At 74.7% G+C, this 26,962-nt stretch carries 23 protein-coding genes; 5 read left to right on the forward strand and 18 right to left on the reverse strand.

Annotated features, from left to right (window positions below; translation table 11 throughout):
* Window positions 1–300 precede the first annotated feature (300 nt).
* Window positions 301–2,694: a cytochrome P450 gene (locus PUR71_RS36580; protein ID WP_329931562.1), complete on the forward strand. Its 2,394-nt coding sequence runs from the start codon at window positions 301–303 to the stop codon at window positions 2,692–2,694.
* A 36-nt stretch (window positions 2,695–2,730) separates the two neighbouring features.
* On the opposite strand, the gene PUR71_RS36585 is transcribed toward PUR71_RS36580, so the two are convergent.
* The 3 genes from PUR71_RS36585 to PUR71_RS36595 all read right to left on the reverse strand — a co-directional run bounded on the left by PUR71_RS36585 (window position 2,731) and on the right by PUR71_RS36595 (window position 4,857).
* A complete protein-coding gene (locus PUR71_RS36585) occupies window positions 2,731–2,874 on the reverse strand; it encodes a DUF6126 family protein (RefSeq protein ID WP_329931563.1) in 144 nt (47 codons plus the stop codon).
* Between the two features lie 102 nt (window positions 2,875–2,976).
* Window positions 2,977–3,324, reverse strand: a complete 348-nt coding sequence (locus tag PUR71_RS36590) for an ArsR/SmtB family transcription factor (RefSeq protein WP_329931564.1) — start codon at window positions 3,322–3,324, stop codon at window positions 2,977–2,979.
* 381 nt (window positions 3,325–3,705) lie between these two features.
* Window positions 3,706–4,857 carry a glycoside hydrolase family 3 N-terminal domain-containing protein gene (locus PUR71_RS36595; protein ID WP_329931565.1) on the reverse strand — a complete coding sequence of 384 codons (1,152 nt, stop codon included), beginning with the start codon at window positions 4,855–4,857 and terminating at the stop codon, window positions 3,706–3,708.
* Window positions 4,858–5,246: 389 nt separating this feature from the next.
* Here PUR71_RS36595 and PUR71_RS36600 point away from each other — a divergent pair, with 389 nt between their 5' ends.
* A complete protein-coding gene (locus PUR71_RS36600) occupies window positions 5,247–7,187 on the forward strand; it encodes an autotransporter (RefSeq protein WP_329931566.1) in 1,941 nt (646 codons plus the stop codon).
* Window positions 7,188–7,267: 80 nt separating this feature from the next.
* On the opposite strand, the gene PUR71_RS36605 is transcribed toward PUR71_RS36600, so the two are convergent.
* Window positions 7,268–8,110 (reverse strand): SAM-dependent methyltransferase, encoded by an 843-nt coding sequence (locus tag PUR71_RS36605; RefSeq protein ID WP_329931567.1) that lies wholly within the window; start codon window positions 8,108–8,110, stop codon window positions 7,268–7,270.
* A 203-nt stretch (window positions 8,111–8,313) separates the two neighbouring features.
* Window positions 8,314–9,786 (reverse strand): MocR-like pyridoxine biosynthesis transcription factor PdxR, encoded by a 1,473-nt coding sequence (gene pdxR, locus PUR71_RS36610; protein WP_329931568.1) that lies wholly within the window; start codon window positions 9,784–9,786, stop codon window positions 8,314–8,316.
* A 29-nt stretch (window positions 9,787–9,815) separates the two neighbouring features.
* Here pdxR and PUR71_RS36615 point away from each other — a divergent pair, with 29 nt between their 5' ends.
* Entirely contained in the window at window positions 9,816–10,646 is an 831-nt protein-coding gene (locus tag PUR71_RS36615) for a methyltransferase domain-containing protein (RefSeq protein ID WP_329931569.1), read from the forward strand.
* Here the strand turns inward: PUR71_RS36615 and PUR71_RS36620 are convergent.
* Entirely contained in the window at window positions 10,636–11,577 is a 942-nt protein-coding gene (locus PUR71_RS36620) for an NAD-dependent epimerase/dehydratase family protein (protein WP_329931570.1), read from the reverse strand. The genes PUR71_RS36615 and PUR71_RS36620 overlap by 11 nt on opposite strands.
* 269 nt (window positions 11,578–11,846) lie before the next feature.
* Here PUR71_RS36620 and PUR71_RS36625 point away from each other — a divergent pair, with 269 nt between their 5' ends.
* Window positions 11,847–13,421 (forward strand): alpha/beta hydrolase, encoded by a 1,575-nt coding sequence (locus tag PUR71_RS36625; RefSeq protein ID WP_329931571.1) that lies wholly within the window; start codon window positions 11,847–11,849, stop codon window positions 13,419–13,421.
* 24 nt (window positions 13,422–13,445) lie between these two features.
* Here PUR71_RS36625 and PUR71_RS36630 read toward each other — a convergent pair whose 3' ends face one another.
* Together PUR71_RS36630 and PUR71_RS36635 are read right to left on the reverse strand one after the other, a co-directional pair.
* The gene (locus tag PUR71_RS36630; RefSeq protein ID WP_329931572.1) at window positions 13,446–13,775 is read right to left on the reverse strand and encodes a hypothetical protein; all 330 of its coding nucleotides are present in this window, start codon (window positions 13,773–13,775) and stop codon (window positions 13,446–13,448) included.
* 18 nt (window positions 13,776–13,793) lie between these two features.
* On the reverse strand, window positions 13,794–14,219 hold the full coding sequence (locus PUR71_RS36635) for a hypothetical protein (protein WP_329931573.1): 426 nt from the start codon (window positions 14,217–14,219) through the stop codon (window positions 13,794–13,796).
* 474 nt (window positions 14,220–14,693) lie between these two features.
* On the opposite strand from PUR71_RS36635, the gene PUR71_RS36640 reads away from it, so the two are divergent.
* On the forward strand, window positions 14,694–16,148 hold the full coding sequence (locus PUR71_RS36640; RefSeq protein ID WP_329931574.1) for a lytic transglycosylase domain-containing protein: 1,455 nt from the start codon (window positions 14,694–14,696) through the stop codon (window positions 16,146–16,148).
* A gap of 83 nt (window positions 16,149–16,231) precedes the next feature.
* On the opposite strand, the gene PUR71_RS36645 is transcribed toward PUR71_RS36640, so the two are convergent.
* The 10 genes from PUR71_RS36645 to PUR71_RS36690 form a co-directional block, all read right to left on the reverse strand.
* The gene (locus tag PUR71_RS36645; protein ID WP_329931575.1) at window positions 16,232–17,431 is read right to left on the reverse strand and encodes a cytochrome P450 family protein; all 1,200 of its coding nucleotides are present in this window, start codon (window positions 17,429–17,431) and stop codon (window positions 16,232–16,234) included.
* The gene (locus PUR71_RS36650; protein ID WP_329931576.1) at window positions 17,428–18,759 is read right to left on the reverse strand and encodes an MAB_1171c family putative transporter; all 1,332 of its coding nucleotides are present in this window, start codon (window positions 18,757–18,759) and stop codon (window positions 17,428–17,430) included. The genes PUR71_RS36645 and PUR71_RS36650 overlap by 4 nt, the downstream gene beginning before the upstream one ends.
* Window positions 18,760–18,770: 11 nt before the next feature.
* Window positions 18,771–19,346 carry an ImmA/IrrE family metallo-endopeptidase gene (locus PUR71_RS36655; protein WP_329931577.1) on the reverse strand — a complete coding sequence of 192 codons (576 nt, stop codon included), beginning with the start codon at window positions 19,344–19,346 and terminating at the stop codon, window positions 18,771–18,773.
* 109 nt (window positions 19,347–19,455) lie between these two features.
* Complete coding sequence (locus PUR71_RS36660; protein ID WP_329931578.1) at window positions 19,456–20,163, reverse strand: hypothetical protein; 708 nt, start codon at window positions 20,161–20,163, stop codon at window positions 19,456–19,458.
* Between the two features lie 396 nt (window positions 20,164–20,559).
* Window positions 20,560–21,597, reverse strand: coding sequence for a DUF5954 family protein (locus PUR71_RS36665; RefSeq protein ID WP_329931579.1), 1,038 nt, complete (start codon window positions 21,595–21,597; stop codon window positions 20,560–20,562).
* A gap of 180 nt (window positions 21,598–21,777) precedes the next feature.
* Entirely contained in the window at window positions 21,778–22,449 is a 672-nt protein-coding gene (locus PUR71_RS36670) for a histidine phosphatase family protein (RefSeq protein ID WP_329931580.1), read from the reverse strand.
* Window positions 22,446–23,129: a class I SAM-dependent methyltransferase gene (locus PUR71_RS36675; protein ID WP_329931581.1), complete on the reverse strand. Its 684-nt coding sequence runs from the start codon at window positions 23,127–23,129 to the stop codon at window positions 22,446–22,448. Before PUR71_RS36675 ends, PUR71_RS36670 begins: the two co-directional genes overlap by 4 nt.
* 264 nt (window positions 23,130–23,393) lie before the next feature.
* Window positions 23,394–24,167, reverse strand: coding sequence for a bestrophin-like domain (locus tag PUR71_RS36680; protein ID WP_329931582.1), 774 nt, complete (start codon window positions 24,165–24,167; stop codon window positions 23,394–23,396).
* Window positions 24,168–24,285: 118 nt separating this feature from the next.
* Entirely contained in the window at window positions 24,286–24,534 is a 249-nt protein-coding gene (locus PUR71_RS36685; protein WP_329931583.1) for a hypothetical protein, read from the reverse strand.
* Between the two features lie 972 nt (window positions 24,535–25,506).
* The gene (locus PUR71_RS36690) at window positions 25,507–26,913 is read right to left on the reverse strand and encodes a family 2B encapsulin nanocompartment shell protein (protein WP_329931584.1); all 1,407 of its coding nucleotides are present in this window, start codon (window positions 26,911–26,913) and stop codon (window positions 25,507–25,509) included.
* Between the last annotated feature and the right edge of the window lie 49 nt (window positions 26,914–26,962).

A 26,962-nucleotide genomic window follows, 5' to 3' on the forward strand; every position in this document is an offset into this window, starting at 1 on the left:
CCGCGCGGGCGGCCGTCGGGAACGCGCGGCCGGGTGTCGTCGCTGGCCCGTTGGGGTGATCCGCCCGCGCGCGGCGCAACGCCCGTCCGACCGGCGCGTTTCCTATGGCGTGCGCCCTCTGGGAAGGACGCACGCGGTGCGCCGTGCCGACCGGCCCCGCATCCCGGCCGACGCGACGGCGCATCCCGCGGTACCGCCGCACCGGCCCATCTGGTGAGAGGTAGTGTCATGACCCTGACGACAAAGACACTCGCGACGAGCAGCACACCGGCGGCGAGAAGGACGGGGGCGAGAAGGACGGTGGCGACACCGGGGGCGCCGAGACCGGCCACCCCGCCGACACCCACCCCACCCACACCCACCCCGCCGACACCCACCCCACCCCCCTCCCCCGCGGCCGTCCCGCCGCTCGCCCCCGGCGCGCTCCCCGGCCTCGGCCACGCCGTCGCCCTGCTGCGCGACCCGCTCGGCTTCCTCGGCGCGCTGGCCCACCACGGCGGCGTGGTCCGCATCCGGCTCGGCCCGCGCACCGTCTGCGTGGTCACCGACGCGGCGCTCGTCCACGCGCTGCTCGTCGCCCATGCGCACGACTGCCCGCGCGGCGCCGTCCAGGACACCCTCAAGAGGGCCTTCGGCGACGGCCTGCTGATGTCCGAGGGGCAGGCCCACCGCGACCGCCGCCGGGTGATCCAGCCCGCCTTCGGCGCCGACCGGATGGCCGGGTACGTCGCCGTCATGCACCGGGTCACCGAGGAGCGGGCCGCCCGCTGGCGGCCGGGCCAGGTCCTCGACGTGGCCAAGGAGATGAACCACCTCGCGCTGGAGATCGTCACCCGCTCCCTGTTCGACGCCCGGCTCAGCGAGGACGCCACGCTCGCCTTCCACCGCGCGCTGCCGGACATGGTCAAGGGCCAGATCGTCCAGTCGCTCTACCCCCACCCGGCGATGGCCCGGCTCCCGCTGCCCGTCAACCGGCGCTTCGACGCGGCCGTCCGGGTGCTCAACCGCGTCGTCGACCAGGCCGTCGACGGCCGTGCGGCGGACGGCTGTCCGGCCGGCACGCTGCCCGCCCTGCTGCGCGCGGCGAGCGACCCCGCCACCGGCCGCCCGCTCACCGAGGCCGACGTCCGCTCCGAGGCGATCACCATGTTCGGCGCCGGGACGGAGACCGTCTCCACCACCCTCACCTGGCTGATCGACGAACTCCTGCGCCACCCCGAGGTGGAGGCCCGCGTCCTCGCCGAGCTGGACGAGCACCTGCCCGCCGGCGCCGCCCCCACGCCCGAGGCGCTCGCCCGCCTCACGTACACCCGCGCCGTCGCCCAGGAGGTGGTGCGGCTGCACGCGCCCAACGCGTTCCTGATGCGCACCGCGCAGGTGCCCGTCGAGCTCGGCCCGTACCGGATCCCGGCCGGCACCGAGCTGCTGTACAGCCTCACCGCACTGCACCGCGACCCGGTCCGCTACCCGGACCCGCTCGCCTTCCGCCCCGAGCGGTGGCAGGACGGCGGCGCCGGCCGGCAGTCCTACCTGCCGTTCGGGGCGGGCAAGCACAAGTGCATCGGCGAGGCCTTCGCGTGGGCCGAGCTGACCGTCGCGGCAGCGGCGATCCTGCGCCGCTGGCGGCCGGTGGCCCTGCCCGGGGCGCGGGCCCGCGAGGTGGTGTGGACGACCGTCCAGGCGCAGGGGCTGCGGGTCCGGCTGGCCCCGCGCGACGGCGGCCAGGGGCGGCCGGAGCCGGCGCCGGTCCGGTGCCCAGCTGCCTCGCCCGCTGCCCCGCCCGCCGGCCCGCCCGTGCGCCGGCCCGCCCGCCCGGCCGCCGAGCTGGCCGCCGCGGCCGCCCGGCACGCCGACTGGGCCGTCGACCGCGGCCTCCTCACCCCCGCCGAGCTCCCCCGCTACCAGGCCTACGCCCTGCCCGAGCTGATCGGCCACGCCTACCCGCGCACCCGGGGCGCCGACCTCGACCTCCTGATCGACGTCCTCGGCTGGTTCACCATCCTCGACGACCGTTTCGACGGCGCACCCGGCCGCCGGCCCGCCGGGGCGCGGGCCATCGTCGACCCGCTGATCGCCGTGCTGGACGGCGCCGCCCCCGCCGCCGGGGACGACCTGCTCACCGCCGCCTGGCGCGAACTGTGGCATCGCCAGAGCGAATCGGCCTCCCCCGCGTGGCGCGCCCGCGCCGCCCGCGAGTGGCGGGCCTGCCTCGCGACCTTCCCCGCCGAGGCCGAGCACCGCGCCCACGGCACCGTCCCCCGTCTCGGCCTGGCCGAGACGATGCGGCTGCGCCGCCACGGCAGCTGCCTCTACCCGTTCATGAACATACTGGAACGCGTCCACGGCGCCGACGCCCCCGCCGCGCTGCACGCCGAACCCGCCCTGCACCGGCTGCGCGCCCACACCGCCGACGCCGCCACGCTGATCAACGACCTCTACTCGCTACGGCGGGAGGAGCGCCAGGGCGCCGCCGCCTTCAACACCGTGCTCACGCTGCAGCGCCTGCGCGGCTGCACCCGCATGCGGGCCGTCGGCGCGGTCCGGGCCCGGGTCGCGCAGCTGCGCAACGAGAGCGCGCTGCTGCGCCGCGAGCTGCTGCGGCGGCACCCGGAGAGCGACTGGTACCTCGACGGCACCCGGGAACTCGTCGACGGCGCCCAGGCCTGGACGAGCACCAGCCGCCGCTACCGCTAGCCGTGGCACCAGCGGACGGCGTCACCCGGCCACCCGCTACTTGCGGCCGCCGAGCGCGAACAGCAGCAGCACGAAGCCGGCGAACAGGTGCGTGGCGAAGATGTAGATGCCCGCACGGATGAGCATCGCCTTGCGGCGGCGCTTCTCCTCGCTCGTGCTGTCGGACGTGCTCTCGCTCATGGCGGCGGGTTCTCCTCGGGTGGAACGGTCTGCGCTCCGGGCGCGGGGCCGGACGGGACGGCGGGCGGTGCGGCGGGCGGGCGGTGCGGCGGCGCGGGGCCCTCAGCGGCCCGGCAGCACCGCCCCGGGCGCGCGCAGTTCGGTGAGCAGCGCGCCCTGGTCGGTGATGAGCTCGGTCAGGATCCGCCGCGCGGCCCGCAGCAGGTCGGCGACGTCCGGGGTGCTGAGCGCGTACACGACGGTGTTGCCCTCGCGGGTCGCCGTGACCAGCTGGGTGCGGCGCAGCACCGCGAGCTGCTGGGAGAGGTTGGAGGGCTCGACCTCGATCTCGGCCAGCAGCTCGCGGACCGGCCGGGGGCCGTCCTGGAGGAGCTCCAGCACCCGGATCCGGACCGGGTGGCCGAGGGTGCGGAAGAACTCCGCCTTGGCCTGGTACAGCGGGACGGGCATCGTCCGCTCCCTCCCTGGTGTGCGGCTGGCTCGACGGCCGGGTGCGGGATCGCACGGCCGTCGAGCATCATCCTTGGAGATGAAGAATTCTTCAAGTCGTCACAGCATCGGCGCGGAATTGCGGCGGCACCGGAACGGCCCGAAGGAGGCGCGGCCACCCCGAACGCGGTTGCGGAGGCCGGGCCATGACGCCGCCAACTCCCTCGCCCAGGTGCTGACATGACGTTTCATCAGAACACTACAGGCAGATTCGCCGCTGCCGGAGGGGAGAACCGAGAAAAAGGGCCGGCCCCACGGCCGACCCCCGGCCGGGCCGGGACCTGCCGCGCCGGGACCTGCCGGGCGCCGCCCACGTGGTCCTCGCCCAGGCGGGGCCGGCCGTCAGTCGAGGGCGGCGCGCAGGCCCGTGATGCGGGCCAGGGAGCCATCGAAGGCCGCCCGGTCCAGCCGGCCCGAGTCCAGGGCGGCGGCGAGGGCGGCGGCCGCGTCCTCGCCCTGCTGCGGGTCGCGGGCCGAGCACAGCACGAGGTCCATGCCGGCGTCGGCGGCCGCGACGGCGCGGGCGCCGGTGTCGCCGTACGGGGTGAGCGCCCCGGCTTCGAGCGCGTCCGTCACCGTGACGCCGCCGAAGCCCAGGCGCTCGCGGAGCTCGCCCCGCACGACCGCGGGCGACAGGCCCGCCGGGCGCTCGGCGTCGAGCGCCGGGTAGACCGCCCAGGAGGCCATGACCAGGCGGACGCCCGCCGCGATCGCCGCCCGGTACGGCTCCTCGCCACGGGCCCGCAGCTCGGCGAGCGGCACCGGCAGGGTGACCGGGCGCTCGTCGGTGTTCTCGTCCCGGGCGGCCGAGCCGAGGCCGGGGAAGTGCTTCGCGGTGGCGGCGACCCCGACGCCCTGCTGCGCGGCGGCGAACGCACTGCCCAGCCGGCCCACCGCGGCCGGGTCCCGGCCGTAGGAGCGCTCGTGGCGGTCGATGAAGTTGCCCGGGGCGTCGTAGACGTCGAGCACGGGGGCGAGGTTGACGTTCAGGCCGGATTCGGCGAGGTTCTCCCCCGCGCCGGCGCCCGAGCGGGCCGCCTCGGCGAGCGGGTCCGGCGACAGCCCGGTGGCACGGGCCGAGAGTTCGGGGGCACCGGGCAGGCGGCGGACCATGCCGCCCTCCTGGTCGGTCATCAGCAGCAGCGGCTCGGCCACCGGCGACTGCGCCGCCGCCTGCCGCAACCGACCCACGGCCTCCGCGAGTTGCTCCGGACTGGTGACGTTCTCGCCGAACAGGATCACCCCGGCGGCCCGCCCCTCCCGGATCGCCCGGAGCACCACGGGCGACGGCGTCGGCCCCGCGTACGAGTAGACGATCCGGCGCCCGGCGAGCAGCCGGGAGTCGAGCGTGGAGGGCATGGCGGCGGTCCTCTCCACCGGGCCGGGCGCGTGGGCCGGCACCGGCACCGAGCCGGCCGGGACGACCGGCCCGAGCACGGCGGCCAGGACCGAGAGCACCGCCGTGAGCCGGGCGGAACGCCGGAGCTGGGACATCGGGCCTCCCGGAACGGGGACGACGGGAACAGGGACGAGAAGAACAGGACGGACTCCGCACGCGAAGAGCACGTACGGTGCGTCAGCGTACCCAACGCAACGACCGCATGACGGTACGTGCCGCCGCCGTCGTCATGCTTCGGCCACCCCGGGCGCGACCCCGTGCGGGCGCGGCGGATCAAAAATCGGGCAACAGCCACCCGGCTTCTTGTCCTGCGGGTTGTGAGCGTTAACAATCTCCCAGGGAGCGCAACGGCGACCCCGCCTCCGGCTCACATGGACGGCCGCTGGCCGTCCGCGTGACCAGTTGACCCGACCGGGCGCCGGCGTCTCCGAGGAGAGCGCCGGCACCGCCTCCTCCTCTGCCCGCACCCAGGAAGCACCCCCTGATGAAAAGCGCATGGCATGCACTGCTGGCGTCCGCGATCGTGGCGGCGACGACCGTGCCCGTAGCCCTGGCGCCGACCGGCGCCGTCGCGGCCGACGGTGACATCACCTCGTCGATCCTCGCCGACAGCGACGTGGTCCTCGGCGGAAACGCCGTCGTGAACGTACCGCCCGGGACGCACACCTACTCGGGGGTGATCAGCGGGCAGGGGTCGTTGCGGGTCTCCGGTACGGGCACCCTGATCCCCACCAAGGACAGCACCTTCACGCTGCCCGGCTCCCAGCAGGGCCAGTCCGTCAGCATTCCCGGCGGGAACCACCCCTATGTGGTCCTCGGCAACCCCGACCGGCCGGCGATCACCGTCGACGCCGGCGCCACCCTGCAGTACGGCAACGGCGGAACCACCGGCCTGATCGGCGCCTTCCCGTACAACTCGCCCGGTTACCAGCAGAACCAGGACAACATCCGGGTGGACGGCACGCTGAACCTGTCGCTCACCCGGCTGTTCAATCTGGGCACCATCAGCGGCTCCGGGACGATCGTCCAGCCCCGTAACCTGTGGGGGACGCTGCAACTGTGCGGAAGCAACCCCTTCTCCGGCGTACTCGACATCGGCACCGGCGCCAACTACGCCAGCACCACCTGCGCGGCCGACCTGCCGAACGCCAAGGCCGTCCTCAACCGCGGCTCGTGGATCATCGACACCCCGCTGAACCAGACGGTCGTCCAACGCCAGAACTTCTACAGCCGTGAATACGGCAACGACGTCAACGTCCACTCCCGGCCCGGCAGCAAGGTGGTCCTGACGGGCACCTACAGCTACAGCGACAACACCGACCCGGCCTCGCCGACGCTCAGCAACGGCAACCTCAACTGGGTGACGGTCGCCCACCGGTCGAACAAGCGCGGCACCAACATCGAAGGTGCCGACGTGCAGTGGGGAGACGGCACCACCCACCAGATCTTCATGCCCGGCACGGCCGAAACGGCGTACATCAACCTGCACGCCAGGTCGCAGCGCTCGCGGCTGACCTTCGACTACAACGGCCCGGTCACCCTCGGCCTGCCCATCGGCGGGGGGATGTACCACGACACCCTCGCCGCTCCCGGGGCGGGCGACATCGTCATCGCCGGCACGGCCGGGAACGACGTGACCTTCGCGGCGGCACAGTTCTACGACGGTTCCACCACCATCCTGCGGGATGCCACGCTGCGCCTCGGATCCGGGACGGCAGGAGCGGACGGCAGTCTCTACACGAAGGGCACTCTCTCCGCGATCAGCGACAACGGGTCGCTGATCATTCAGAACGTCCGGACGCCCGTCACCCTGCCGGCGGTGTCCGGCTCCGGATCGGTCACGCAGAACGGCACCGCGACGACGACACTGACCGCCGCCTCCTACACCGGCGCCACCACCGTGGCCAAGGGAACGCTCGCGGTGGCCGGTGCATCGCTCTCCTCGTCCAGCGGGGTCGCCCTCACCGATGCGTCCGCGGTCCTCGATCTCGGCGCTGCGACGTCGACGACGCTGCGCACGGTGGAGGTCGTCACGGGCGCGAAGATCATTCTGCCGGGCGCAGCCCAGAGCTTCACCGTGGGCTCCCAGGACGCCGCCCTCTCCGGCGACACCCTCAGCGTGGGAGGAGCGTCCTTCTCGCTCGCCCGTACGGCGGGTCGCATCGAGCTGACGGCCGTGACGGCGGCCACCGAGACCGCCTCGCCGTCGGCAACCTCCACGGGCGAGCCCGCCGGCCGAGCCGGCGACCCGGCCTCGGCGGGATCCACCGCCGACACGGCCGCGGCGCGGGCGGGCGGCGCGGTCTGGGAGACGCCGGCTGCGGTCGGCTCGGCCCTGGCAGCCGCGGCCGGTGTCCTCCTCCTTGCCCTCAGGATCCGGCGCAGGCGTGGGCACACCGGCCGCCGTCGTCGGCACGGCCGCTGACACCGTCCCGCGAACGCGTTTCGCGCGGGGAGGATCACCGTGCGACCACGCGATGTGACGAGCCACAGAAGAAGGCGCTCCTAGCCCTTCATGGCGACACCCGCGTAGAACGACACCTGGGCATCGGTGACGCCGTCCGGCAACCGGTCGGCGGGGCCGAGCTCGTCAGGGCGCCAGCGGTGTGCGGGTACCACCCCCGGTTCGAGCAGCTCCAGCCCCTCGAAGAGCGTCTCGAACTCGGCGCGGGGCCGAAGCCGCAGCGTGGTGCCCGCCTTGTTGTAGATCTCCTGGACCATCGGCGCGCCCTCCGGGTCCAGTTCCGCGGTGGCGTGCGAGAGCACCAGCGCCGAGCCCGACGGCAACGGCTCCAGGAGCCGTTCCACTATGGCGCGCGCCTCACCGAGGTCCGGGACGAAGTGCAGCAACGCCACCATCGACAACACCACCGGCTGCCCCAGGTCGAGCGTCCGCGCCACCTCCGGGGCACCGAGGATGGCGTCCGGATCCCGCACGTCGCCGTGGACGTACGCCGTCCGTCCCTGCGGCGTGCTGGTCATCAGGGCGCGCGAGTGCGCGAGCACGATCGGGTCGTTGTCCGCGTAGACCACCCGCGCGTCCGGAGCCACCGACTGGGCGACCTCGTGCAGGTTCGGGGAGGTGGGGATGCCCGTGCCGACGTCCAACCACTGGCGCAGACCCCGTTGCGCCAGCGTCCGCGTCGCCCGGTGCATGAACGCCCGGTTCGCCCAGACCGCGATCCGCATGGTCGGGAACACCGCGAGCACGCGCTCCGCGGCCTGTCGGTCCACCTCGAAGTGGTCCTTGCCACCCAGGAACCAGTCGTACATGCGGGCACTGTGCGGTATGTCCTGGCGCATGCCGGTACTGAGCGACTTCTCCTGGCCCAGATCTTCGACCTTCATCGCGGCCGTTCCCCGCTCTCTCCCCGCGGCCGCACCACGACCGGAAGGGGCGATTCGACTTGACGTGTGATCAGTAGTGTGACAGGCCGGGAAAGCGGGTCGCCAGTGGCCCGGAGATCCCCGGCCTGGCAGCACGATCGGCCGCCCCCGGCGCCGCCCTGGCCGAGACCTGGAACGCTCCGCCCGTAGCCGCGCACCCCGGGCTACCCCGACCGTCGCACCAACCGCCCCAGCACCGCCACCCCCTCCGCGATCTCCCCCGGCCCGCCGGCCGCGTACCCGAGGACCAGACCCTGCGCGTACGGCAGTCGCGCGTGCCACGACAGCGGCTGCACCTTGACCCCGTGCGCGAGCGCCGCCGTCGCCAGCTCGGTGTCGGTGCAGCCGAGGTCCGCCGGGAGCGTGAGCATCAGGTGCAGCCCGGCGGCGGCGCCGTGCACGGTGGCACCGGGGAGGTGCTCGCGGACGGCGGCGATCATCGCGTCCCGCCGGCGGCGGTGGCGGCGGCGCAGGAGCCGCAGGTGGCGTTCGAGCGCGCCGGACTCCATCACCCGGGCGAGGACGAGCTGCGGCAGGACGGGGTTGCCGAGGTCGGCGTAGCGCTTGGCGGCGAGCACGTCCTCGCGGAAGCGGGGCGGCACGAGGAGCCAGCCGGTGCGCAGGGCGGGCGCGAGCAGCTTGGAGACGCTGCCCGCGTAGAGGACGCGGTCCGGGAGGGCGGCGCGCAGGGCGGGCACGGGCGGGCGGTCGTGGCGGTGCTCGGCGTCGTAGTCGTCCTCGATGACGAGCCCGCCCTCGCCCGCCCAGCGCAGGAGTTCGCGCCGCCGCTCCCCGCCGAGGACGACGCCGGTCGGGTACTGGTGGGCGGGGGTGAGGAGGACGGCGGGGGCGCCGGTTGCGCGCAGCTCGTCGACCCGGACGCCCTCGGTGTCGACCGGGACGGGAGGGGTCGCGGAGAGCCAGTGCCCGAGGTGCTGGCGGGCGCCGAGCGAGCCCGGGTCCTCGGCGGCGACCTCGGTGATGCCCGCCCGGCCGAGCGCCTGGCCGGTGAGGGCGAGGGCCTGGGCGGTGCCGGCGGTGATCAGGACCTCGTCGGGGTCGGCGCGGATGCCGCGGTTGCGGGCGAGCCAGTGCGCGACGGCCCGGCGCAGTTCGGGCGTGCCGCGCGGGTCGCCGTAGCCGAGGTCGTGGGCGGACAGGCCGTCGAGGACGGCGCGTTCGGCGCGCAGCCAGGCGGCGCGGGGGAAGGCGGCGAGGTCCGGGCGCCCGGGCGAGAGGTCGATCCGGGCGGGGGCGGCGCGCAGGGCGTCGAACACCTCGGGCCCGGGGTCCGGGCGGAACAGCGGGGGCTCGGGCCGGGCCGCGGGCGGCGGGGCCGGCGGCGCGGGGGCCGCCACGACGACGGTGCCGCCCCTCCCCCGCCCGGCGACCTGGCCCTCCTCGGCGAGGCGCCGGTACGCCTCGGTCACCACCCCTCGGGAGACGCCGAGTTCGGCCGCGAGCACGCGGGTGGCGGGCAGCCGGTCGCCGACCGGGAGGCGGCCGTCGGCGACCGCCTCGCGCAGGCGCTGGGCGAGCCAGTCGGTGAGGCCGCCGGGCGGGGCCCCGGCGGTGTCGAGCTGGAGGAAGTCGGTGTCTTTGGACCTCTCGGACGCGCCGTCTATGGACCTGTTCACCGGGCCATTGTGAACCGAAGGTTGAGGGCATGACCACCGAGACCGCACCCCACGACGGCCCCTACGTCCACGGCTACTCCGCCACCGAGGCCCGCCGCCTCGACGACCAGGCGAACACCCTCGCCGACCTGCTGCACGCGGGCACCGCGTACCCGCCCGGGAGCCGGGTCCTGGAGGCCGGCTGCGGGGTGGGCGCCCAGACCGTGCACCTGCTCGCCGCCAGCCCCGGCGCACGGCTGACGGCGGCCGACATCTCGGCCGACTCCCTGGCCCGGGCGCAGGCCCGGGTGGCGGCCCACGCACCCGCCGCCGAGGTCGTCTGGCACCACGGCGACCTGCACGAACTGCCCTTCCCGGACGGCACGTTCGACCACGTCTTCGTGTGCTTCGTGCTGGAGCACCTCGCCGACCCGGCGGCCGGCCTGGCCGCCCTGCGGCGCGTGCTGCGCCCGGGCGGCACGATCACGGTGATCGAGGGCGACCACGGCTCGGCGTTCTTCCACCCGGACAGCCCGGCCGCCCGCGCGGCCGTCGGCCACCTCGTCCGCCTCCAGGCCGACGCGGGCGGCGACTCCCTCATCGGCCGCCGACTGCACCCGCTGCTGACCGCCGCCGGCTTCTCCGACGTCACCGTCCGCCCGCGCACGGTCTACGCCGACGCGTCCCGCCCGTCCCTCGTCGAGGGCTTCACCCGCCGCACCTTCGTGGCCATGGTCGAGTCCGTCCGGGAGGACGCCCTGTCCGCCGGCCTCACCACCCCCGCCGCGTTCGACGAGGGCGTCACCGCCCTGCACCGCACGGCGGACCCGGGCGGGACGTTCCACTACACGTTCTTCAAGGCGGTGGCGGTCAAGCGCTGACCCGACTCCGCCCGCGCCACCATTCGACCGTGGCGCGGAACTGCTCGTCGAGCGGGGTGGCGCGCAGGGTGAACGTGGACTCGTAGGCGGAGGAGTCCATCACGAACGGGCGGTCGAACTGGTAGAGCGTCTCGCGCAGTTCGCGCAGCAGCGGGGAGACGAGCGAGCCGAGGCCGAGGACGGCCGGTGGCGTGCGGCGGACGGTGATCGGGCCGGTGCCCGCCGCCGCCGCGAGGCCGGCCACCATCGCGCGGGCCGACGCCGGTGAGACCGTCGGAACGTGCCACGCCCGGCCCCAGGCGCGTTCGTCGTCGGCGGCCTCGGCCAAGGCGCCGGCCACGTCGGGCAGGTAGGTCCAGCTGTGCGGCGCGTCCGGGTCGCCGAGGACCGAAACCGGGCGGCCGGCCAGGACGCGGGGCACGACGCGGGCGGCGAGGTGGCCGCGGTCCGTCACTCCGGGGCCGAAGAAGTCGGCGGCGCGGACCTCGACGGCCCGGATCCGGCCCGCCTCGTGCAGTGCCCGCGCCTTCTCCCAGACCTGCGCCCGCACCCGGCCCTTGCGGCCGGTCGCGGCGAGCGGCAGGTCCTCGGTGAGGGGGCCGTCCACCGGGCCGTAGCCGTAGAGGTTGCCGAGCAGGACGAGCACCGCGCCGCTCTCCTCGGCCGCGGCGCACAGCGCGTCGGTCAGCGGCGGCAGTTCGGCGGCCCAGCGGTGCAGGGGCGGCGCGGCGCAGCCGTGGACGGCGACGGCGCCGCGGGCGGCCCCGGCCAGCCGGGCGGGGTCGGAGGCGTCCAGCGCGAGGTGCTCGATGCCGGGTTCGGCGGGCCGTCCCGACCGGGTGACGACCCGCACCTCGTGTCCGCGCCCGGCCAGCAGCCGCGCCGTGGCCGCCCCCGCGGGCCCGTAACCCACCACCACGTGAATGCTCATGCGCCCACCTCGCTGCGCTCGGCGGCCGCTTCGCCAAACGCGCCCCGCTTGATCATCCGCTCGCTCCGCTCGCTCATGCGGGCACCTTAGCGCCCGCCGCCGCCGCACCCGCTTCACCGCGGCGTACTGACCGGCGCCCGGCCGCCGTTCCGTCACCCCGCACGACGGACCGGGGGCCGGCCCCAGGCACGGAGGTGTACCTGGCACCACCCCGGAAACGGATGCCCACGTGATCGCCCGTCAGACGCCGGTCCGGCAGGATCTTCCACGTGAAGACAGTCACCGACACCGCCGCTCCGAAGCCCGCCGCCTCCCGCACCCGCCGCGCCGCCATCGCCGTGGCCGCCGCCGTGGTGGCGGGGCTCGCCCTGCCCGCGACCGCCGCCAGTGCCGCCCCGAACGACGCCCGTGACCCGGGCGACGCCGTCCGCGTGCCGACCCGCTACGCCCAGCAGCGACTCGACTGGAAGCCGTGCGACGGGCAGCCCGCCCTGGAGTGCGCCACGATGGCCGTGCCGCGCGACTGGCACCACCCGGACGCCGGGGCCGACCTCTCCATCGCCGTCTCCCGCCACCGCGCCGGCGACCAGGCCCACCGCAAGGGCACCCTGCTCATGGCCGCCGGCGGCCCCGGCGCCTCGGGCCTGCCGCGACCGGCCGGGCTGGCCACCAACGCCCCCAAGGTCGGCGCCGCCTACGACATCGTGAGCTTCGACCAGCGCGGGGTCGGGCGCAGCACCCGGGCGCAGTGCCAGAGCCCCGAGCAGTTCCAGGAGTTCATGGCGGGCGACTACCGCGACCAGTCCCCCGAAGCGATCGACCGCGTCGTCTCCAACGCCCGGACCCTGGTGGCCGCCTGCGAGGAGCACAGCGGCGACCTCCTCCCCTACCTGACCACCGAGCAGACCGTCCGCGACCTCGACCTGTTCCGCTCGCTGCTCGGCGAGCGGAGGATCAGCTACTACGGGCCGTCCTACGCCTCGATGATCGGCGCCTACTACGGGACGCTGTTCCCGCACCGGGTCGAGCGGATGGTGCTGGACAGCAACATCGGCTTCGAGGGCACGTGGGAGGAGTTCGAGCTCGGCCAGCCGATGAGCTTCCAGCGGCGCTTCGACGAGGACTTCGTGCCGTGGCTCGCCGCCCGCGACAGCACCTACCACTTCGGCTCGACGCCGCAGGAGGTCGAGGACCGCTGGGAGAAGCGACGCGCGGCGCTGCACGACAGCCCGATCGTCGCGGGGTCGGTGACGATCGGCCCGAACCAGCTCGACAACGGCGCGATCGGGGTGATCTACGAGGAGGCGAACTTCCCCTACCTCGCCCAGGGGCTGGCGGCCGTCGACGACTGGGACAAGGCGGACGCGGCGGCCAGGGCCGTGGCCGGGCAGGTGTTCGGCCACTACCTCAGCCCGGACTTCCTCGCCGAGTACTTCTCGGTGACGTGCTCCGACACCCCGTGGACCAGGGACCTGGACACCTGGGTCGAGCGCGGCGCCGAGAACACCGCCCGCTACCCGCTCGCGGGCGCCCGGACGCTGGCCTTCAGCGCCGTCTGCGCCTCCTGGCCCAAGACCCACGCCCCGCACGTGAAGGTGACGGGCGCGAACCTGCCGCCGACCGTCATGCTCAACTCGGTGCACGACCCGGCGACGTACTACGAGGCCGCCCTCGGCGCCCACCGCGCGCTGCGCGGCTCACGGCTGGTCACCGTCACCGGCAACGGCGACCACGGCCAGTACCCCACCGCCAACTCCTGCGTGACGGACGTCGTCGAGCGCTACCTGCTGGACGACCGGGCCCCCGAGCACGACCTCACCTGCCCGTCCCCTCAGGCCGGTTGACCCCGGCGCGGCGCCGGCCGGACGTCACGTCCGGTCGGCGCCGCCCCTGCGTGCGCGCAGCCAGGCCGCCGCCGCGGCGAGCCCGGCCACCCCGCCGACGGTCAGCTTGATCCCGAGCTTGGCGACGAGCACCCCGAGCACCGGGATGCTCCAGCCCAGCCAGTGGAAGAACGCCAGCATCACGGCCGCACCGGCGACGACGGCGAGGACGGTGGCGCAGACGGCGGCCGCGGTCGAGAGCTCGCGCGGTTCGGCGGCGGACCCGGCGGACTCTGATGGTTCGGCGGGTTCGGCGGGTTCGGCGGGAGAAGCGAAGGACGAGTTCGCCAGATCGTTCGCATCCACAGGACTCATGGCCGTCATCGTACGGCTTCACCGCGGGGCGTGGTGGGTGTCTCCGCAGTACTCCCCGGTCTCCTCGTCGGGGAAGCTGACGGCCAGCGTGACGCGGTACTCGTGGACGTCGTCGCGGTGCCCCGGCACCCGGGCCCAGGCCAGCGAGTGCACCTCCGCCCCGGGCGCCTGGCGGCACCACGCGGCGGCCTCCTCCAGCGCCCGCGCCGCCGAACGGCCGGTGCACACCACGGCGGTGTACGCGGCCACGGCGACGTCGCCCCCGCTGCGGCCGGTCCGCGACACCGCCCGGACGGCGGCCGCCGCCTGGCTCAGGTCGCGGGCCAGGTCGTCCACCACTCTCGGGGGAGCCGGCAGGACCGGTCCCTCGGCGACGGCCTCCGGCAGGTTCGCGCTCACGATCGGGGCCTCCGTCCACATCTGCGCTTCTGTCCGCACGGTCACGGGGCACAGCATGCCGGTCCGCCCCTCCTGGCATGCCCACTTTCCTCACAACATCACCCGTCCAGGGACCAGTTGGGGCCCGGAGCTGACGCCGCGGCGCCCGTCCTGGTAGAGGGCCACCCCGCGCCCACCGCGATCCCGGCTGGTCAGAGAGGTGGCCGGTGGGCGGCGCCGGGGCGCCCGGAAGGCCGCGCGCGCACCGCCCCGTGACCCGGACCGCCGGTCCGCCCCACGGCCGCGCCGGCCCGCGCCGGTGCGCGCACGACCGGGCCCTTCCCAACTGCCGCGCCCGGCCGGGACGTGCGGCGTCAACGCGGCGGAGCGGCCCGGGATGCGCACCGGACCCTCGGGTGCGGTCGGATCGTCGTGATACTAATCATCCCGGGGGCGGGATCGTCATGGACCGGCAGGCACGATGATGACCACCCGTCCGTTGAGCGGGACGATCGACAGGCACACGGGGAGGGGCACGGCATGGCGGCGAGGTTCGTCAGCGCGGACAACGGGCGAAAGGTGCGGCTGAGCAAGCGGGTCACCGGGACGGCGGCCGCGTTCACCGCGCTCGCTGCCCTGACCGGCTCCCAGATGACCAGCCTGGGGCTGGCCCCGGTCGCCGCCGCCGACTCCGTGACCGCGCCGTCCGGCGACAGCGCCACCGCCCTCACCTCCGGCGGTCCGACGATCCCCGGCCTCGGCACCGGTTCGCCGGCCGACGGCGGCGGCACCGTCTCGCTGCCCCAGCCGCCCGGCGCGATCCCCGGCCTGCCCGGGGCCGGCCCGTTCGCCGCCACCGGCGCCTCGCTGCCGGCCACCGTCTTCGCCGCCTACAAGCAGGCCGAGGCCTCGCTCGCCACCCGCTCCCCCGGCTGCCACCTGCCCTGGCAGCTGCTCGCCGGCATCGGCCAGGTCGAGTCCGGCCAGGCCGACGGCGGCCAGGTGGACGCCAACGGCACGACGCTGCGCCCGATCCTCGGCCCGGTGCTCGACGGCACCGGCGGCAACGCCGCGATCGCCGACACCGACGGCGGCCGCTACGACGGCGACACCCGCTGGGACCGCGCGGTCGGCCCGATGCAGTTCATCCCGTCGACCTGGGCCACCTGGGGCGTGGACACCCAGGGCAAGGGCAAGGCCGACCCGAACGACATCTTCGACGCCGCCGAGGCGGCCGGCCGCTACCTGTGCGCCGACGGCCGCGACCTCGCCGACCCGGCGCAGCTCGACAAGGCGATCCTGAGCTACAACCACTCGGGCGAGTACCTGCGGACCGTCAAGAACTGGATGGCCCACTTCGGCAGCGGCACCGTCACGCCCACCCCGGACCGGCCGGTCCCGCTGCTGCCGCTGCTCCCCCCGCTGCCGCCCCTGCCGCTGTTCCCGCTGCCGGGCACGGGCGCCGACACCACCACGGGCGCCACCACGGGCACCGGGACGACGCCGGTCCAGCCGCAGCCCTCGCAGAGCGCGCAGCCGTCCGCGCCCGTCCCGCCGACCCCGACCACGACGAGCACCCCGAACCCGACCGGCCAGCCGAACCCGACCGGCCAGCCGACGCCCACCGCGGACCCGCGGCCGACGCCCAGCGGCTCGCCCTCGCCGAGCGCCACCCCGAGCGGCAGCCCGTCCCCGACGGCCACGCCCACCGCCACCCCGACCGGCACGCCCACGGGCACCCCCACCGCCTGCCCGTCCCCGACGGCCACGGCCACCGCGACGCCCACCGGCACCCCGTCCGCGACGGCGACGCCGACCACCACCCCGTCCCCGACGGCCACGCCGAGCGGCACGCCCACCCCGGGCGCGACCCCGACGGGCCCCGGCTGCGCCACCGCGACGCCGACCGCCACCACCACCCCGAGCGCCGCGCCGACGACCGCCACCACCCCGAGCGCGGGCGCCTCCCCGTCGGCCACCCCGTCCGGTCACTGACACCGGCCCAGCCGCGAACAGCGCTCCGCCCCGCCGAGTTCCGGATTCGGCGGGGCGGAGCGCTGTTCGCGGACCGGTGACGGTCACCAGGTGACGGGCAGTTCGAGCGGCCCCCGGTTGCGGAAGGACGCGCACCACGTGACGCCCGCGTCCGGGTCCGCCGCCCGCAGCGACGTGAACCGGCGGACGAGCGCCCCGACCGCGGTCTCGGCCTCCAGCCGGGCGAGCGCCGAGCCGAGGCAGTAGTGGACGCCGTGGCCGAAGCCGAGGTGCCCGCCCTCGGGCCGGCCCACGTCGAACCGCGCGGGGTCCTCGAACTGCTCGGGGTCCCGGTTGGCCGAGGTGAGGGACATCCAGATCCGCTCCCCGGCCGCGATCCGGACGCCGCCGAGGTCGAGGTCCTCGCGGGCGAAGCGCCGGGACGCCAGCATCGACGGGCTGTTCCAGCGCATGACCTCGTCGACCACCCGGCCGACGGCGAGCCCGCCCGACCGCACGGCGCCCAGCGCCTCCTCGTGGGTCAGGAGCGCCAGCACGGCGTTGCCGACGAGGTTCGCGCTGTTGTCGTACCCGGCGAACAGCAGGAGGAAGGCGAGGGCGACGAGCTCGGGCCCGGAGAGCCGGTCGCCGTCCTCGTGCGCCGAGACCATCTGCGTGAGCAGGTCGTCGCCGGGCCGCTCCCGCTTGCCGGCGATCAGGCCGACCAGGTAGCCGTGCATGTCCTTCAGGGCCCGGCGGGAGGCGAGTGCCGCGTCGGGCGCGGGTGAGCGCAGGGCGTCCGTCCACGTCCGGAAGTCCCGGCGGTCCTCCTCGGCGATGCCGAGCACGTCGCAGATCACCGTGAGCGCCAGCGGCGTCGCGAAGTCCCGCATGACGTCGGCCGACCCCCCCTCGAAGCGGTCGAGGAGCTCCGCCGTGCGGCGCTCGATCGCCGGGCGCAGCCGGGCCACGCTGCGGGCGGTGAAGGCGGGCGCGACCAGGCGGCGGACCCGGGTGTGGTCGGGCGGGTCCATGTTGAGCAGGTGCGCGTCGAGCGCGGGCGGCATCGAGGCGCCGTGCGTGCCGCTGCTGGTGGCCGTCGCCTTGCTCAGCGACAGCCGGGGGTCGGCCAGTGCGGCGCGCACGTCCTCGTAGCGGGTGACGAGCCACACCGGGGCGCCGTCCGGCGTCGTCGTGCGGACGACCGGGCAGGTCGCGCGCAGGTGCGCGTAGCCCGCGTGCGGGTCGGTCAGCAACTCCCCGCCGAACAGCGTCCCGTGGGACGGCGGGGCGGCGTCCGTCATGAGGCGGTGACCCCGGTGTCGAAGGTCCCCGCGGCGCCGAAGCGTTCGGTGACGGCGGCGACTATCGGGGAGGTCTTGTAGGCGACGGCGACCTTGACCAGGAAGGCGACCTCCTCGGCCGGGTCGACGGCCGCGGGCTCGTGGCGGCCGGGGGCCTGCGACGGCACGGGCGCCCCGGCGGCGTGCGTGCGCAGGGCCACGCTCACCTGGGTGGCCTCCACGGCGGCCTCGACGTCGTCGGGGGCGAGGTCCCGCTCGCGGGCGAGCTCGCGGGCCGTTTCCGCGGCCGTGTCCGTGAAGTAGGGGCGCAGCCGGAGCTGGGCGTCGCGGATCTCCACCCGCTGGCGGGCCACGAGCAGGTCGAGGTCCCGGAGGCTGTCGGCCTGGTCGCCGCCGCGGGGCGCGAGCGTCATCCGGCCCTCGCGGATCCCGATGGCCGGCCGGGTGAGCAGCGCCCTGGCGGACCAGGGCTGCTGACGGTCGTTCGGCGGGAGCAGGACGAGCTCGGGGAACGCGGTCGCGAGGTCGTGCCAGAGCGGGTAGAGGCGTTTGTACGCGCGGTAGGTGACCGCGAGCTCGCGCAGGCGGTCCAGTCCCTCGCCCCACGCGGGCATGGTGAAGCCGACGGAGAACAGCAGGGCCGAGACGCTCGCGGACAGCGGGGCGGCGATGCTGCTGACGGTGTGCAGGGGCGAGGTGGCGACCTGGTCCCAGAGCATGTTGAGGATCTTGGGCACGCCGTAGCCGAGGCCGAAGAACGCGCCGAGGGCGACGGTGCGCAGGCCCCGGCGCAGCCAGGGGCGGTCGACCGCCGCGGCGTAGCGGCGGCACAGCACGATGAGCATCACCATGCTGGTGGTGAACAGGAGTTGGTAGCTGAGCAGGAAGACCGAGATGTAGGGCACCTCGGCGAAGGTGACGTCGAAGTCCACCGGGTGCTCGACGCCGTCGACGTTGCCGAGGAAGAAGAAGACGGCCATCGCGGCGATGGTCGTCAGCGAGTAGCCCACGCCGACCCAGTGACGGGCCCTCATTCCGCTCTGGGCCGAGGACCAGGACACCAGCAGGGCGATGAAGCCGGAGACGCAGACCGCCACGCAGACGTAGATGATCAGGGTCGCGATGTTCGGCACGCCGAGGAGGCGGTCGATCCCCATGTAGACGTGGGGCGAGGCCAGGACGAACGGCGCGGCGAAGGTGGCGATCGACAGGCACAGGATCTGGAGTTCCCGGTTGCGCCAGTCGCGCACGAGGTCGCGGACCTTGTAGAAGAAGGCGGTCCAGGTGATGACCGCGAGTACGGCGTAGACGACGGTGAGCAGCAGCACGGGTCTCGACCTTAGCGTGAATTGCGCTCCAGGGCGGCGCCGATGTGCCGGACGAGGTTGGCCATCCCGGGGCTCACGTCCTCCTGACGGGTGCGGGAGGGCGCGCGGCCCGCCCGCAGCGGCAGCAGGGAGGCGACGTACTCGGCGGCCCGTTCCTCCTGCGAGGTGTAGACGGAGCGGGCGAGGACGGACTGCACGAAGCGCGGGTCGAGGGTGGGCATCAGGAGCCGGGCGGCCTCGTCCTGGTCGGCCTCGCTGAAGCCGTGGCCGAGGAGCATGTGGCCGAGCTCGTGCATGACGATGTGTTCCTGGTGGGCCCGGCTGGTGTCCGCGAGGTAGAGGACGTAGTCGACGTCGTCGGTGGCCACCCACAGGCCGCAGGGGCTGCCCTGACGGACCGGCAGGGGGATCGGGACGAGCGAGATGCCGCGCCCGCGCTGCCGTTCGACGCTGTCGACGAGCGAGTTGATGCTGAAGGGGCTCGGGAGGTCGATCCGGGCCACCACGTCGGCGCAGTGCTTTCGCAGGTCCTTGTCGTTCAACTCCGGCCCCCAGAGGCGTTCGTTCTGCTTCCATCGGACAAACACCACGCGATCCCCCGGACGCTGATCGGGCTCCCCCTTACCGCTCGGTCGGGGACGGCGTGAAGGGGAGCCTAACGAATCGGCCCGCCCGGTCCCGCCGGGCGGGTCCCGTTCACATGCGGCGGCGCGGATCGGCCTTGCTCAGGAGGTCCAGCATGGGCGACAGGGCCTGGAAGGCGTCCTCCGGCAGCCCCGCGACCTGGCGCAGGGCGATCCCTCTGGCGCCCTGGGCCTTCAGTGCGCCCAGCAGCAGCAGGTCGTTGGGGTCGGCGGCGGGGATGCGGTGGTCGACGAAGTAGCCGGCCGGGAGGCTGATCCTGGCGGCGAGTTCGTCCAGCGGCAGGCGCAGCCGCTCGTCCCAGCGGCCGGCCCGCAGGCCGTCGAGGGCGTCGCGGCCGATGGGGCAGTTCCTGGCGGTCAGGACGGCGACGCGGGCGGCGTCGTCGAGGGCGGCGGCGGTGTCGGGCTGGAGGACCTTGAGGATGCCGTCGAGGCGCTGGAGCACCATGTCCGGGTCCGGTGCGGGCGTTCCGTTGCCGGCCTCGCCCTCGGAGAGGAAGTACGAGATCGGCACGCCGTAGACGTTGGCCAGCGCGGTCAGGCTGTTGATGCCCGGGTTCGCGACGCGCTCGTTGCGCAGGTTGTGCACCGTCTGACGGCTGATCGTGGGGCTGCCGGGGTACCGCTCCGCGTACTCCTGGCTGGCCTGTTCCACCGCGTGGTAGTCCCGTGGGCCGGTGCCGTCGGGGTGCCCGGTGCTCATGAGGTGCGTGAGTCGCTCCGCGATGGTCCGGCGGTGAGCCGCGGTGTCCTCGGCCATCTTCCTGTGCACTCCTTCGCGGTGTCGGGTCCTGCGCTGTCAATCATACGTGACGAGTGGTCGACTGAATGGCGTTCCCATCAAGCATCCTTGACAGACCGGGGTCCGTGTATGCACGATCGGTCGCAACGCCGCGCCGGACGGTGAGGACCTGCAAGGCGTGGACGGGCACGTACACGGGGGCCGTCCAGCCGCGACACGGGGGCAGGTCCCGGCTCCGTCCGGTCGGCGAACGAAGGTGCCGCATGCGCGCATTGCATGCGCCGCCGGCCACCCGCAGCCACCCCACGGGCTCGGGTGGCCGGCACCGCACCTGGACCACGGACTCCGGTGGTGGAGGGGAGACGGGGGTTCCCCTCCACCCCGGCACACGTGCGCGTGCGGTCCGGCCCCGCCTCAGTCCCGCTCGTCGTCGGGCACCAGCCCCACGGCACGGTCCCGGGCGGCCTGGGCCATGATCGGCGGATCCGGGTCGGGGTCGGACGGGCGGGGCCGCTCCGGGCCGTCCGGGCCGAGCCTCACGACCGGTTCGACGCGCACGAGTTGGAAGCGGCGCCCGGCGGCCTCGACGGTGTTGGCCCGCAGGGCGTCCAGGCGGTCGGCCGCGGCCGCGTAGGCGGCGAGTTCCTCCTCGCCGAGGCCCGGGTCGGTCATCGGCGCGAACTCGCGCAGGTAGGCGGCCAGGGTGTCGCGGGCGGCCTGCGGGGTCTCGCAGGCGCCGGTCATCGGGCCCCAGCGCCCGTCGCGCCGCTCGGCGACGGCGCAGTGCGCGGGCAGCACGAACACGTTCGGGTGACGCGCGGAGGCCAGCCTGGCGTCCTCGCGGACCTCCTCGGTGATCGAACGGCCGCTCGGCACCAGGGTCATGAGGTCGAGCCGGACGATGCCGTCGACGAGGGAGACGGCCGCGGCCGGGTCGATCACGAAGCCGTCGACCCGGGACGGCGCCCGGTGGCCCCGCCCGACCGGCGCCGGGTCCGGGTCGGTGGGGCGCGGCGGTTCGACGCCCTCGGGGCCGCCGCGCAGCACCTGTTCGGCGCGGAAGACCCGGTACTGCCGTCCGGCGACGGCCAGTTCGTCGAGCTTCTCCCACTCCAGCCGCTCGTACGCGGCGGTGTAGGCGGCGCGCTCGGCGTCGGTGATGTCCCAGGGGGCGGCCCACCGGCCGCCGGGCTCGCCGTGCGCCCAGCAGCGGAAGACGTGCCCGAGGTCGTCGCGGGCGCCCTGCGGCGTGCCCGCGTGGAAGCAGAGGATCCGCCAGGCCCCCTCGGGAGTGCGCTCGAGCGAGCCGAAGACCGGCGGCATCATGAGCAGGTCCGGATAGCGTTCGCGCGACTCCCACGCCTCCAGGCCGGCCACGGCGGAGACCGGGTCGTCGGTGTGGGTGACCCGGATGGTGAGGTGGTCGGGAATGGGCACCACGTCGTCGTCCATGCGGCCAGTGGTAGCGCGGCGGGCCGCCGTCCGGGGCGTCCTTGGTTGAACTTCCCTCGCACGCGCGGTAGTTGTGGGACCCTTCGGCCTTACTCCGCTCCTCGTCCGCCGCCGACCGCGCCTCGATCGGCCACGCCTCCGCCTCCGCCGTCGCCGTCGAGCATCAGGCCGCCCGGGGCCTCAGGAGTCGCCGTCCAGCAGGTGCTGGTGCACCTCCTGGAACGCCCACGGCCCGCCGGCCGTCCGGGAGAACACCCACACGAGGTCGAAGCGGTCCGGCCAGACCGCCGGCGCGCCGCTGCCCGTCGCGCCGAGGGCCTCCACGATCCGCGGGATGCGCCCGTGCTCCCAGCTGATGAGCACCGGCTGGGCGCCGGTCAGCACGGCGCCGGCGAGCTCGGTCTCCTGCGACTCGGCGTAGGTGGTGTCGACCTTCAGCCCGAGCGCGGCGCCCAGCGGGGCGACGGTCTGCCGCATCCGGTGCGCGCCGGCGAGGGGGCCCTGGTCGGAGGCGGCGTAGATCCGGGCGGGCGTGCGGAGCCCGGCGGCCGGCGGGTCGAACAGCTTGGGCAGTGCCTTCGCCCGGGACCAGCCGCGCTCGGTGAGCGACTTGCCGTCGTGCTTGCCGTTCTCGTCCAGGCCCGGCGTGCTGCCGGCCGGCTTCTCGCCGTGCCGGACGATCATCACGAAGGCGTCGCCGCCGGGGTCGCTCGCGCGGGCGGCGATCGCGTTCGCGGCCTTGGCCGACTTCTTGGCATCGGACTCGGAGTTCGACGAGCAGCCGGTGAGCAGCACGGGCACGGCCGCGGTCAGGCCGGCGAGCAGGATGCGGCGGGAGAGCGGAGGGGTCACGCGGCACCCCGCTCCAGACGGACCAGCAGGTCGACGGCGGTGGCGCCGCCCCCGCCGCCGTCCCGGCCCCCGTCCTGGCCTCCGTCCTGTCCCCTGCCCTGGCCCTTGTGCCCGGGATCGCCGCCGACCGGGCGCAGGACGCGCTCCGCCCGGACGACCGTCAGGCCGTGGTCGGCGACGTCCGCGAGGACGTCCTCCGGGCCGTACAGGACGCGCGGGTCCTGCGGCCCGCCGACGCCCTCGGCGAGGTTGCGCAGGTCGTGCCCGATCACCAGCAGGGTGCCGCCGGGGGCGAGCGCGTCGGCCGCGCGGCGCAGGGCGGCGCGGCGGTCGCGGGCGGGCACCTGGAGGTAGGCGACCAGGACGAGGTCGTAGCCGCCGGCCGGCAGGTCGAAGGTGCGCGCGTCGTCGTGCCGCCAGGTGAGCCGGTCGGCGACCTCGTCGGGCAGTTCGGCGGTGAGCCGTTCGGCGCGCTCGACGGCGACGGCGGAGAAGTCCAGCCCGGTGACGTCCCAGCCCTGGCCGGCCAGCCAGATCGCGTTGCGGCCCTCACCGGCGGCGACGTCCAGGGCGTGACCGGGCGCGTGGCCGGTCAGTTCGCGGACGACCCACAGGTTGGGATCGGCGCCCCACACCAGCTCCTTCGCGGCGTAGCGGTCGTCCCAGTCCTGGCTGTCCATGGCGAGTCCTCCGTTCGGCGGCCCTGCGAGGTACCGGTCAACTTACCGGTCCGCGCAAGACGCGCCCGGGAAGGGTCCGGCCGGTGGACGAGGCCCGCCGGAGTGGCCCGGCGCTGGCCGCGTGTTCGCCTTCTCCCTGGAGAACGACGACGCCTGCCGTGCGCTGCCGAACTCCACGGACGGCAGCCCGCACTGACCGTCCGCCACCGGACGGGGAGGGGCCGAGCGGATCGATCCGCTCGGCCCCTCCCCGTCCGGTGGTGCCTAGTCCCCGCCGCCCAGGTTCAGATGGGGGAACAGATCGGTGAACGGCTGCGTGGTCACGCGGACGCTCCCACCGAACGGGTCGTCGAAGTCCCAGATCATGAACAGCAGGAACGCGATCAGCGCGCTGAAGCAGGCGGCCAGGACCAACTCCCGGGCAGTGCGCCGGATCTGGAGCGCGAAGAGCATGCCGAAGGTGACCACCCCGCCCGCGATCAGCCCGAACCAGACCACCCCGGGCATCGTCGGCCCGGCGTTCTGCCCGCGCGCGTTGCGGGCGTCGGTGGCGGCGGCGATCCGGTCCATGACGGGCTGGTAGGTCTGCGCCTCCAGCTCGTTCGCGGGCTGCCGCGTGGCGACGTCCGAACGCACCTGCGCGAGCAGCTCGGTGCCCTTGTCGGAGACGTTCCCGTGGTCGCGCATGTAGTCCCACTCGACCTGGACGACGTACGTCACGTAGGCGTCCACGTCGGCCCGGATCTTGTCGCGGACCTCGGCCGGGTAGACCACCGCCCGGTCGCTCACCTCCTGGAGCGACTGGGCCTCGCGGAACACGCCGTCCTGGGCGCTGCCGCGCGCCTCCCAGACGCCCGCGATCGCGAGGCCGAGGACGATCGCGTAGACCACGCCGATCATCATCGTGATGTACTCGATCACGTCCGGGGTCTCGTCGTGCTTCACGGTGCCCACCCGGCGGTGCCGTAGCACGACCATCGCCACGACGACGGCGCACGCCGCCGCCATGGCGATGGCCAAAGCGACCCACTCGTCCATGGGGACTCCCTTCTCTGGCTCTGGTCGATGACGGGGAACGTCGGGGTGGGGCCCGGACGCGAAAGGTCCGGGCCCAGGGGTGGTTCAGGGGGGGTGTCAGGGGGGCGGCGGGCAACCGTCAGGAACCGCTCGACCGGCCTCGGCCCCCGCCGCCGCGGCCCGGGCGCAGCGCTGCCGCCGCGATCACCGCGGGCACGGTCACGATGAGCATCGTGGTGGTCGTCTTGGCGGTGCGGTGGTGCACCGGGGCCTCCGCCAGGGGCTGGTTGACCGGCACGTGGAAGCGGACCTGCGGCGCGGGGGCCGGCCACGCCGGGGTCGGCGGAGGCGGGGGCGCCGACGGGCTCGCGGCCGGGTTGGGGAGCACCGCGGCCGGGCTGGGCGACGGTGCCGGGTGGGGCACGGGGGGCGCCGGCCGCGGCGTCTGCGGGACGGCCGGGGCGGAGGGCCGCGGGGCCGGCGCAGATGGGGGCGGCGGCGGGGGTGCGGACGACGGGGGCGGAGGCGCCGGCGTGTGCGTCGGGCGCGGGGGTGTGGCGCTCGGCGTGGGCGTGGGCGTCGGGGTGGGTGTCGGAGTCGGGGTCGGCGTGGGGGTGGGTGTCGGCGTAGGCGTGGGCGTCGGGCTCGGGCACGCATGGTGGTGGTGTCCCCAGTGGTGCCCGTGGTCCCTGTGGTCCCCGTGGTCGCCGCCGTGGTCCCTGCCTCGACCGTCCTGGCCCGCGTCGTCGTCATCGTCGTCGTCATCGTGGTGCGGCCGGCACGGGTGGTGCCAGTGCACCTGGACGTCCACGCCGACCCCGACGCTCACGTCGTGCCCGTCCGGCCCGACGTCGACCGACACGTCCGTGCCGGTGCAGACGCAGACGTCGGGGACCGGCCCGGACGGGTGTCCCCCGCCGTGGCGCACGGCGCCCGAGGCCGACGCGCCGCTCAGCAGCGCGCACATGGCCACCACGCCCACCGCCGCACCGGCCACCCGCGCCGTGCGCCCGCGGGCGGCGCGTCCTCGGCCGTCCACCGGTATCCGTCGGAGCTGCCGGGGCTGCCGGGGCTGCGGCATGGATCCACCCACCTCTCGGATCGTCGGGAAAGCACACCGCTGTTGCGGGCAGAGTGCTGGGGCAGGAAAGCCGACGGAGGGGCGCGGCGGGACCGGCACGCGTCGTGCGGACCCCGGGCCCGCCGCCCCCCGTCAGGCGAACGGCCCGCCGTCGGGGGCGGGCCGTCCGTCATCTGGTCAAACGATCTTCGAGCGGACCGGTTACGGTCTCAGCTCGTCTTCGGGAGCGGGAATCGACCGCTCGCGGCGGTCCGGCGGCCGTCGTCGGCCGCCCGGCGCTCAGTGGCGGCCGTGGGCGATCTCGACGTTCTCCAGGACGCCGACCGCGTCCGGCACCAGGATCGCGCACGAGTAGTAGGCGCTGACCAGGTAGGAGATGATCGCCTTCTCGTCGATGCCCATGAAGCGGACCGACAGCGACGGCTGGTACTCGTCCGGCAGGCCGGTCTGGTGCAGGCCGATGACGCCCTGGTTGTCCTCGCCGGTACGGATCACGAGGATCGAGCTCGTGTTCTCCTTGGTGATCGGGATCTTGCTGCACGGCAGGATCGGCACCCCGCGCCAGGCCGGCACCTGCTGCCCGCCGAGGTCGACGTGGTGCGGGTAGATCCCGCGGGCGTTGAGCTCGCGGCCGATCGCGGCGATGGCCCGCGGGTGGGCGAGCAGGTAGTCGGGGTCGCGGCGGCGGTTGAGCAGCTCGTCCAGGTCGTCCGGGGTGGGCGGGCCGGAGTGGGTCTGGATCCGCTGGTCGAAGTCGGCGTTGTTGAGCAGGCCGAACTCCGGGTTGTTGATCATCTCGAACTCCTGCCGCTCGCGCAGGGCCTCGATGGTCAGCCGCAGCTGGTGCTCGATCTGGTTCATCGGCTGGTTGTACAGGTCCGCGACACGGGTGTGGACCTTGAGGATGGTCTGCGCGACGCTCAGCTCGTACTCGCGCGGCTTCAGCTCGTAGTCCACGAAGGCGCCGGGCAGTTCGTGCTCGCCGTGGTGGCCGGCCGACATGGCGATCTCGGCCTCGCCGCGCTCGTTCTGCGCCTGCAGCGGCAGGGTCAGGAACTCCTGGAGGTGCTCCTGGAGGCTCGGCGCGTTGTCGCGGATCTGCTCGAAGTCGCGGCGGCTGAGCGTGAGGACGACACCGGCGGTGGCGCTCTTGACGGTGTACTCCCAGACCGCGTCCGGGTTGAGGATGGCGTCGTCGCCGAAGCGGTCGCCGTCGCCGAGCACGCCGACGACCGTCTCGTCGCCGTACTTGCCCGTGCCGATCTTGTTGATCTTGCCGTGCGCGATCAGGTAGATCCGGTCGGCCGCCTCGCCCTGGGTGACGAGCACCTCGCCGGGGCCGAAGTCCCGCTGCTCGCAGCGGTCGGCGAGGGCGGTGAGCACGTCGTCGTCCTCGTAGCCGCGCAGCAGGGCGAGCTCGCCGAGCTCGCGGGGGATCACCCGGACCTCGGAGCCGGTCTTGATGAACTCGACCACGCCGTTGCCGACCGTGTAGGTGAGGCGCCGGTTCACCCGGTAGGCACCACCGTGGGCCTCGACCCAGGGGAGCACCTTGAGCAGCCAGCGGGAGGTGATCTCCTGCATCTGCGGTGCGGACTTGGTGGTGGTCGCGAGATTGCGGGCAGCGGCTGTGGCGAGGGACTGCCGCTGTGCCTGCTGTGTCTCCGGGCTGGTGTCGACGGGCATCGGCAGGGGTCTCCTTCATCTGGTCGAATCACGCGGGCGGGTCAGGCCG

Source organism: Streptomyces sp. SP17BM10 (assembly GCF_036322405.1).
Lineage (GTDB): Bacteria > Actinomycetota > Actinomycetes > Streptomycetales > Streptomycetaceae > Kitasatospora.

What these genes read in the sequence shown, in the direction of transcription:
- PUR71_RS36585 (WP_329931563.1), bottom strand. Translation starts at nt 2,874, where the DNA reads ATGAGCGAGAGCACGTCCGACAGCACGAGCGAGGAGAAGCGCCGCCGC.
- PUR71_RS36590 (WP_329931564.1), bottom strand. Translation starts at nt 3,324, where the DNA reads ATGCCCGTCCCGCTGTACCAGGCCAAGGCGGAGTTCTTCCGCACCCTC.
- PUR71_RS36595 (WP_329931565.1), bottom strand. Translation starts at nt 4,857, where the DNA reads ATGTCCCAGCTCCGGCGTTCCGCCCGGCTCACGGCGGTGCTCTCGGTC.
- PUR71_RS36600 (WP_329931566.1), top strand. Translation starts at nt 5,247, where the DNA reads ATGAAAAGCGCATGGCATGCACTGCTGGCGTCCGCGATCGTGGCGGCG.
- PUR71_RS36605 (WP_329931567.1), bottom strand. Translation starts at nt 8,110, where the DNA reads ATGAAGGTCGAAGATCTGGGCCAGGAGAAGTCGCTCAGTACCGGCATG.
- PUR71_RS36615 (WP_329931569.1), top strand. Translation starts at nt 9,816, where the DNA reads ATGACCACCGAGACCGCACCCCACGACGGCCCCTACGTCCACGGCTAC.
- PUR71_RS36620 (WP_329931570.1), bottom strand. Translation starts at nt 11,577, where the DNA reads ATGAGCATTCACGTGGTGGTGGGTTACGGGCCCGCGGGGGCGGCCACG.
- PUR71_RS36630 (WP_329931572.1), bottom strand. Translation starts at nt 13,775, where the DNA reads ATGAGTCCTGTGGATGCGAACGATCTGGCGAACTCGTCCTTCGCTTCT.
- PUR71_RS36640 (WP_329931574.1), top strand. Translation starts at nt 14,694, where the DNA reads ATGGCGGCGAGGTTCGTCAGCGCGGACAACGGGCGAAAGGTGCGGCTG.
- PUR71_RS36645 (WP_329931575.1), bottom strand. Translation starts at nt 17,431, where the DNA reads ATGACGGACGCCGCCCCGCCGTCCCACGGGACGCTGTTCGGCGGGGAG.
- PUR71_RS36660 (WP_329931578.1), bottom strand. Translation starts at nt 20,163, where the DNA reads ATGGCCGAGGACACCGCGGCTCACCGCCGGACCATCGCGGAGCGACTC.
- PUR71_RS36665 (WP_329931579.1), bottom strand. Translation starts at nt 21,597, where the DNA reads ATGGACGACGACGTGGTGCCCATTCCCGACCACCTCACCATCCGGGTC.
- PUR71_RS36675 (WP_329931581.1), bottom strand. Translation starts at nt 23,129, where the DNA reads ATGGACAGCCAGGACTGGGACGACCGCTACGCCGCGAAGGAGCTGGTG.
- PUR71_RS36680 (WP_329931582.1), bottom strand. Translation starts at nt 24,167, where the DNA reads ATGGACGAGTGGGTCGCTTTGGCCATCGCCATGGCGGCGGCGTGCGCC.
- PUR71_RS36690 (WP_329931584.1), bottom strand. Translation starts at nt 26,913, where the DNA reads ATGCCCGTCGACACCAGCCCGGAGACACAGCAGGCACAGCGGCAGTCC.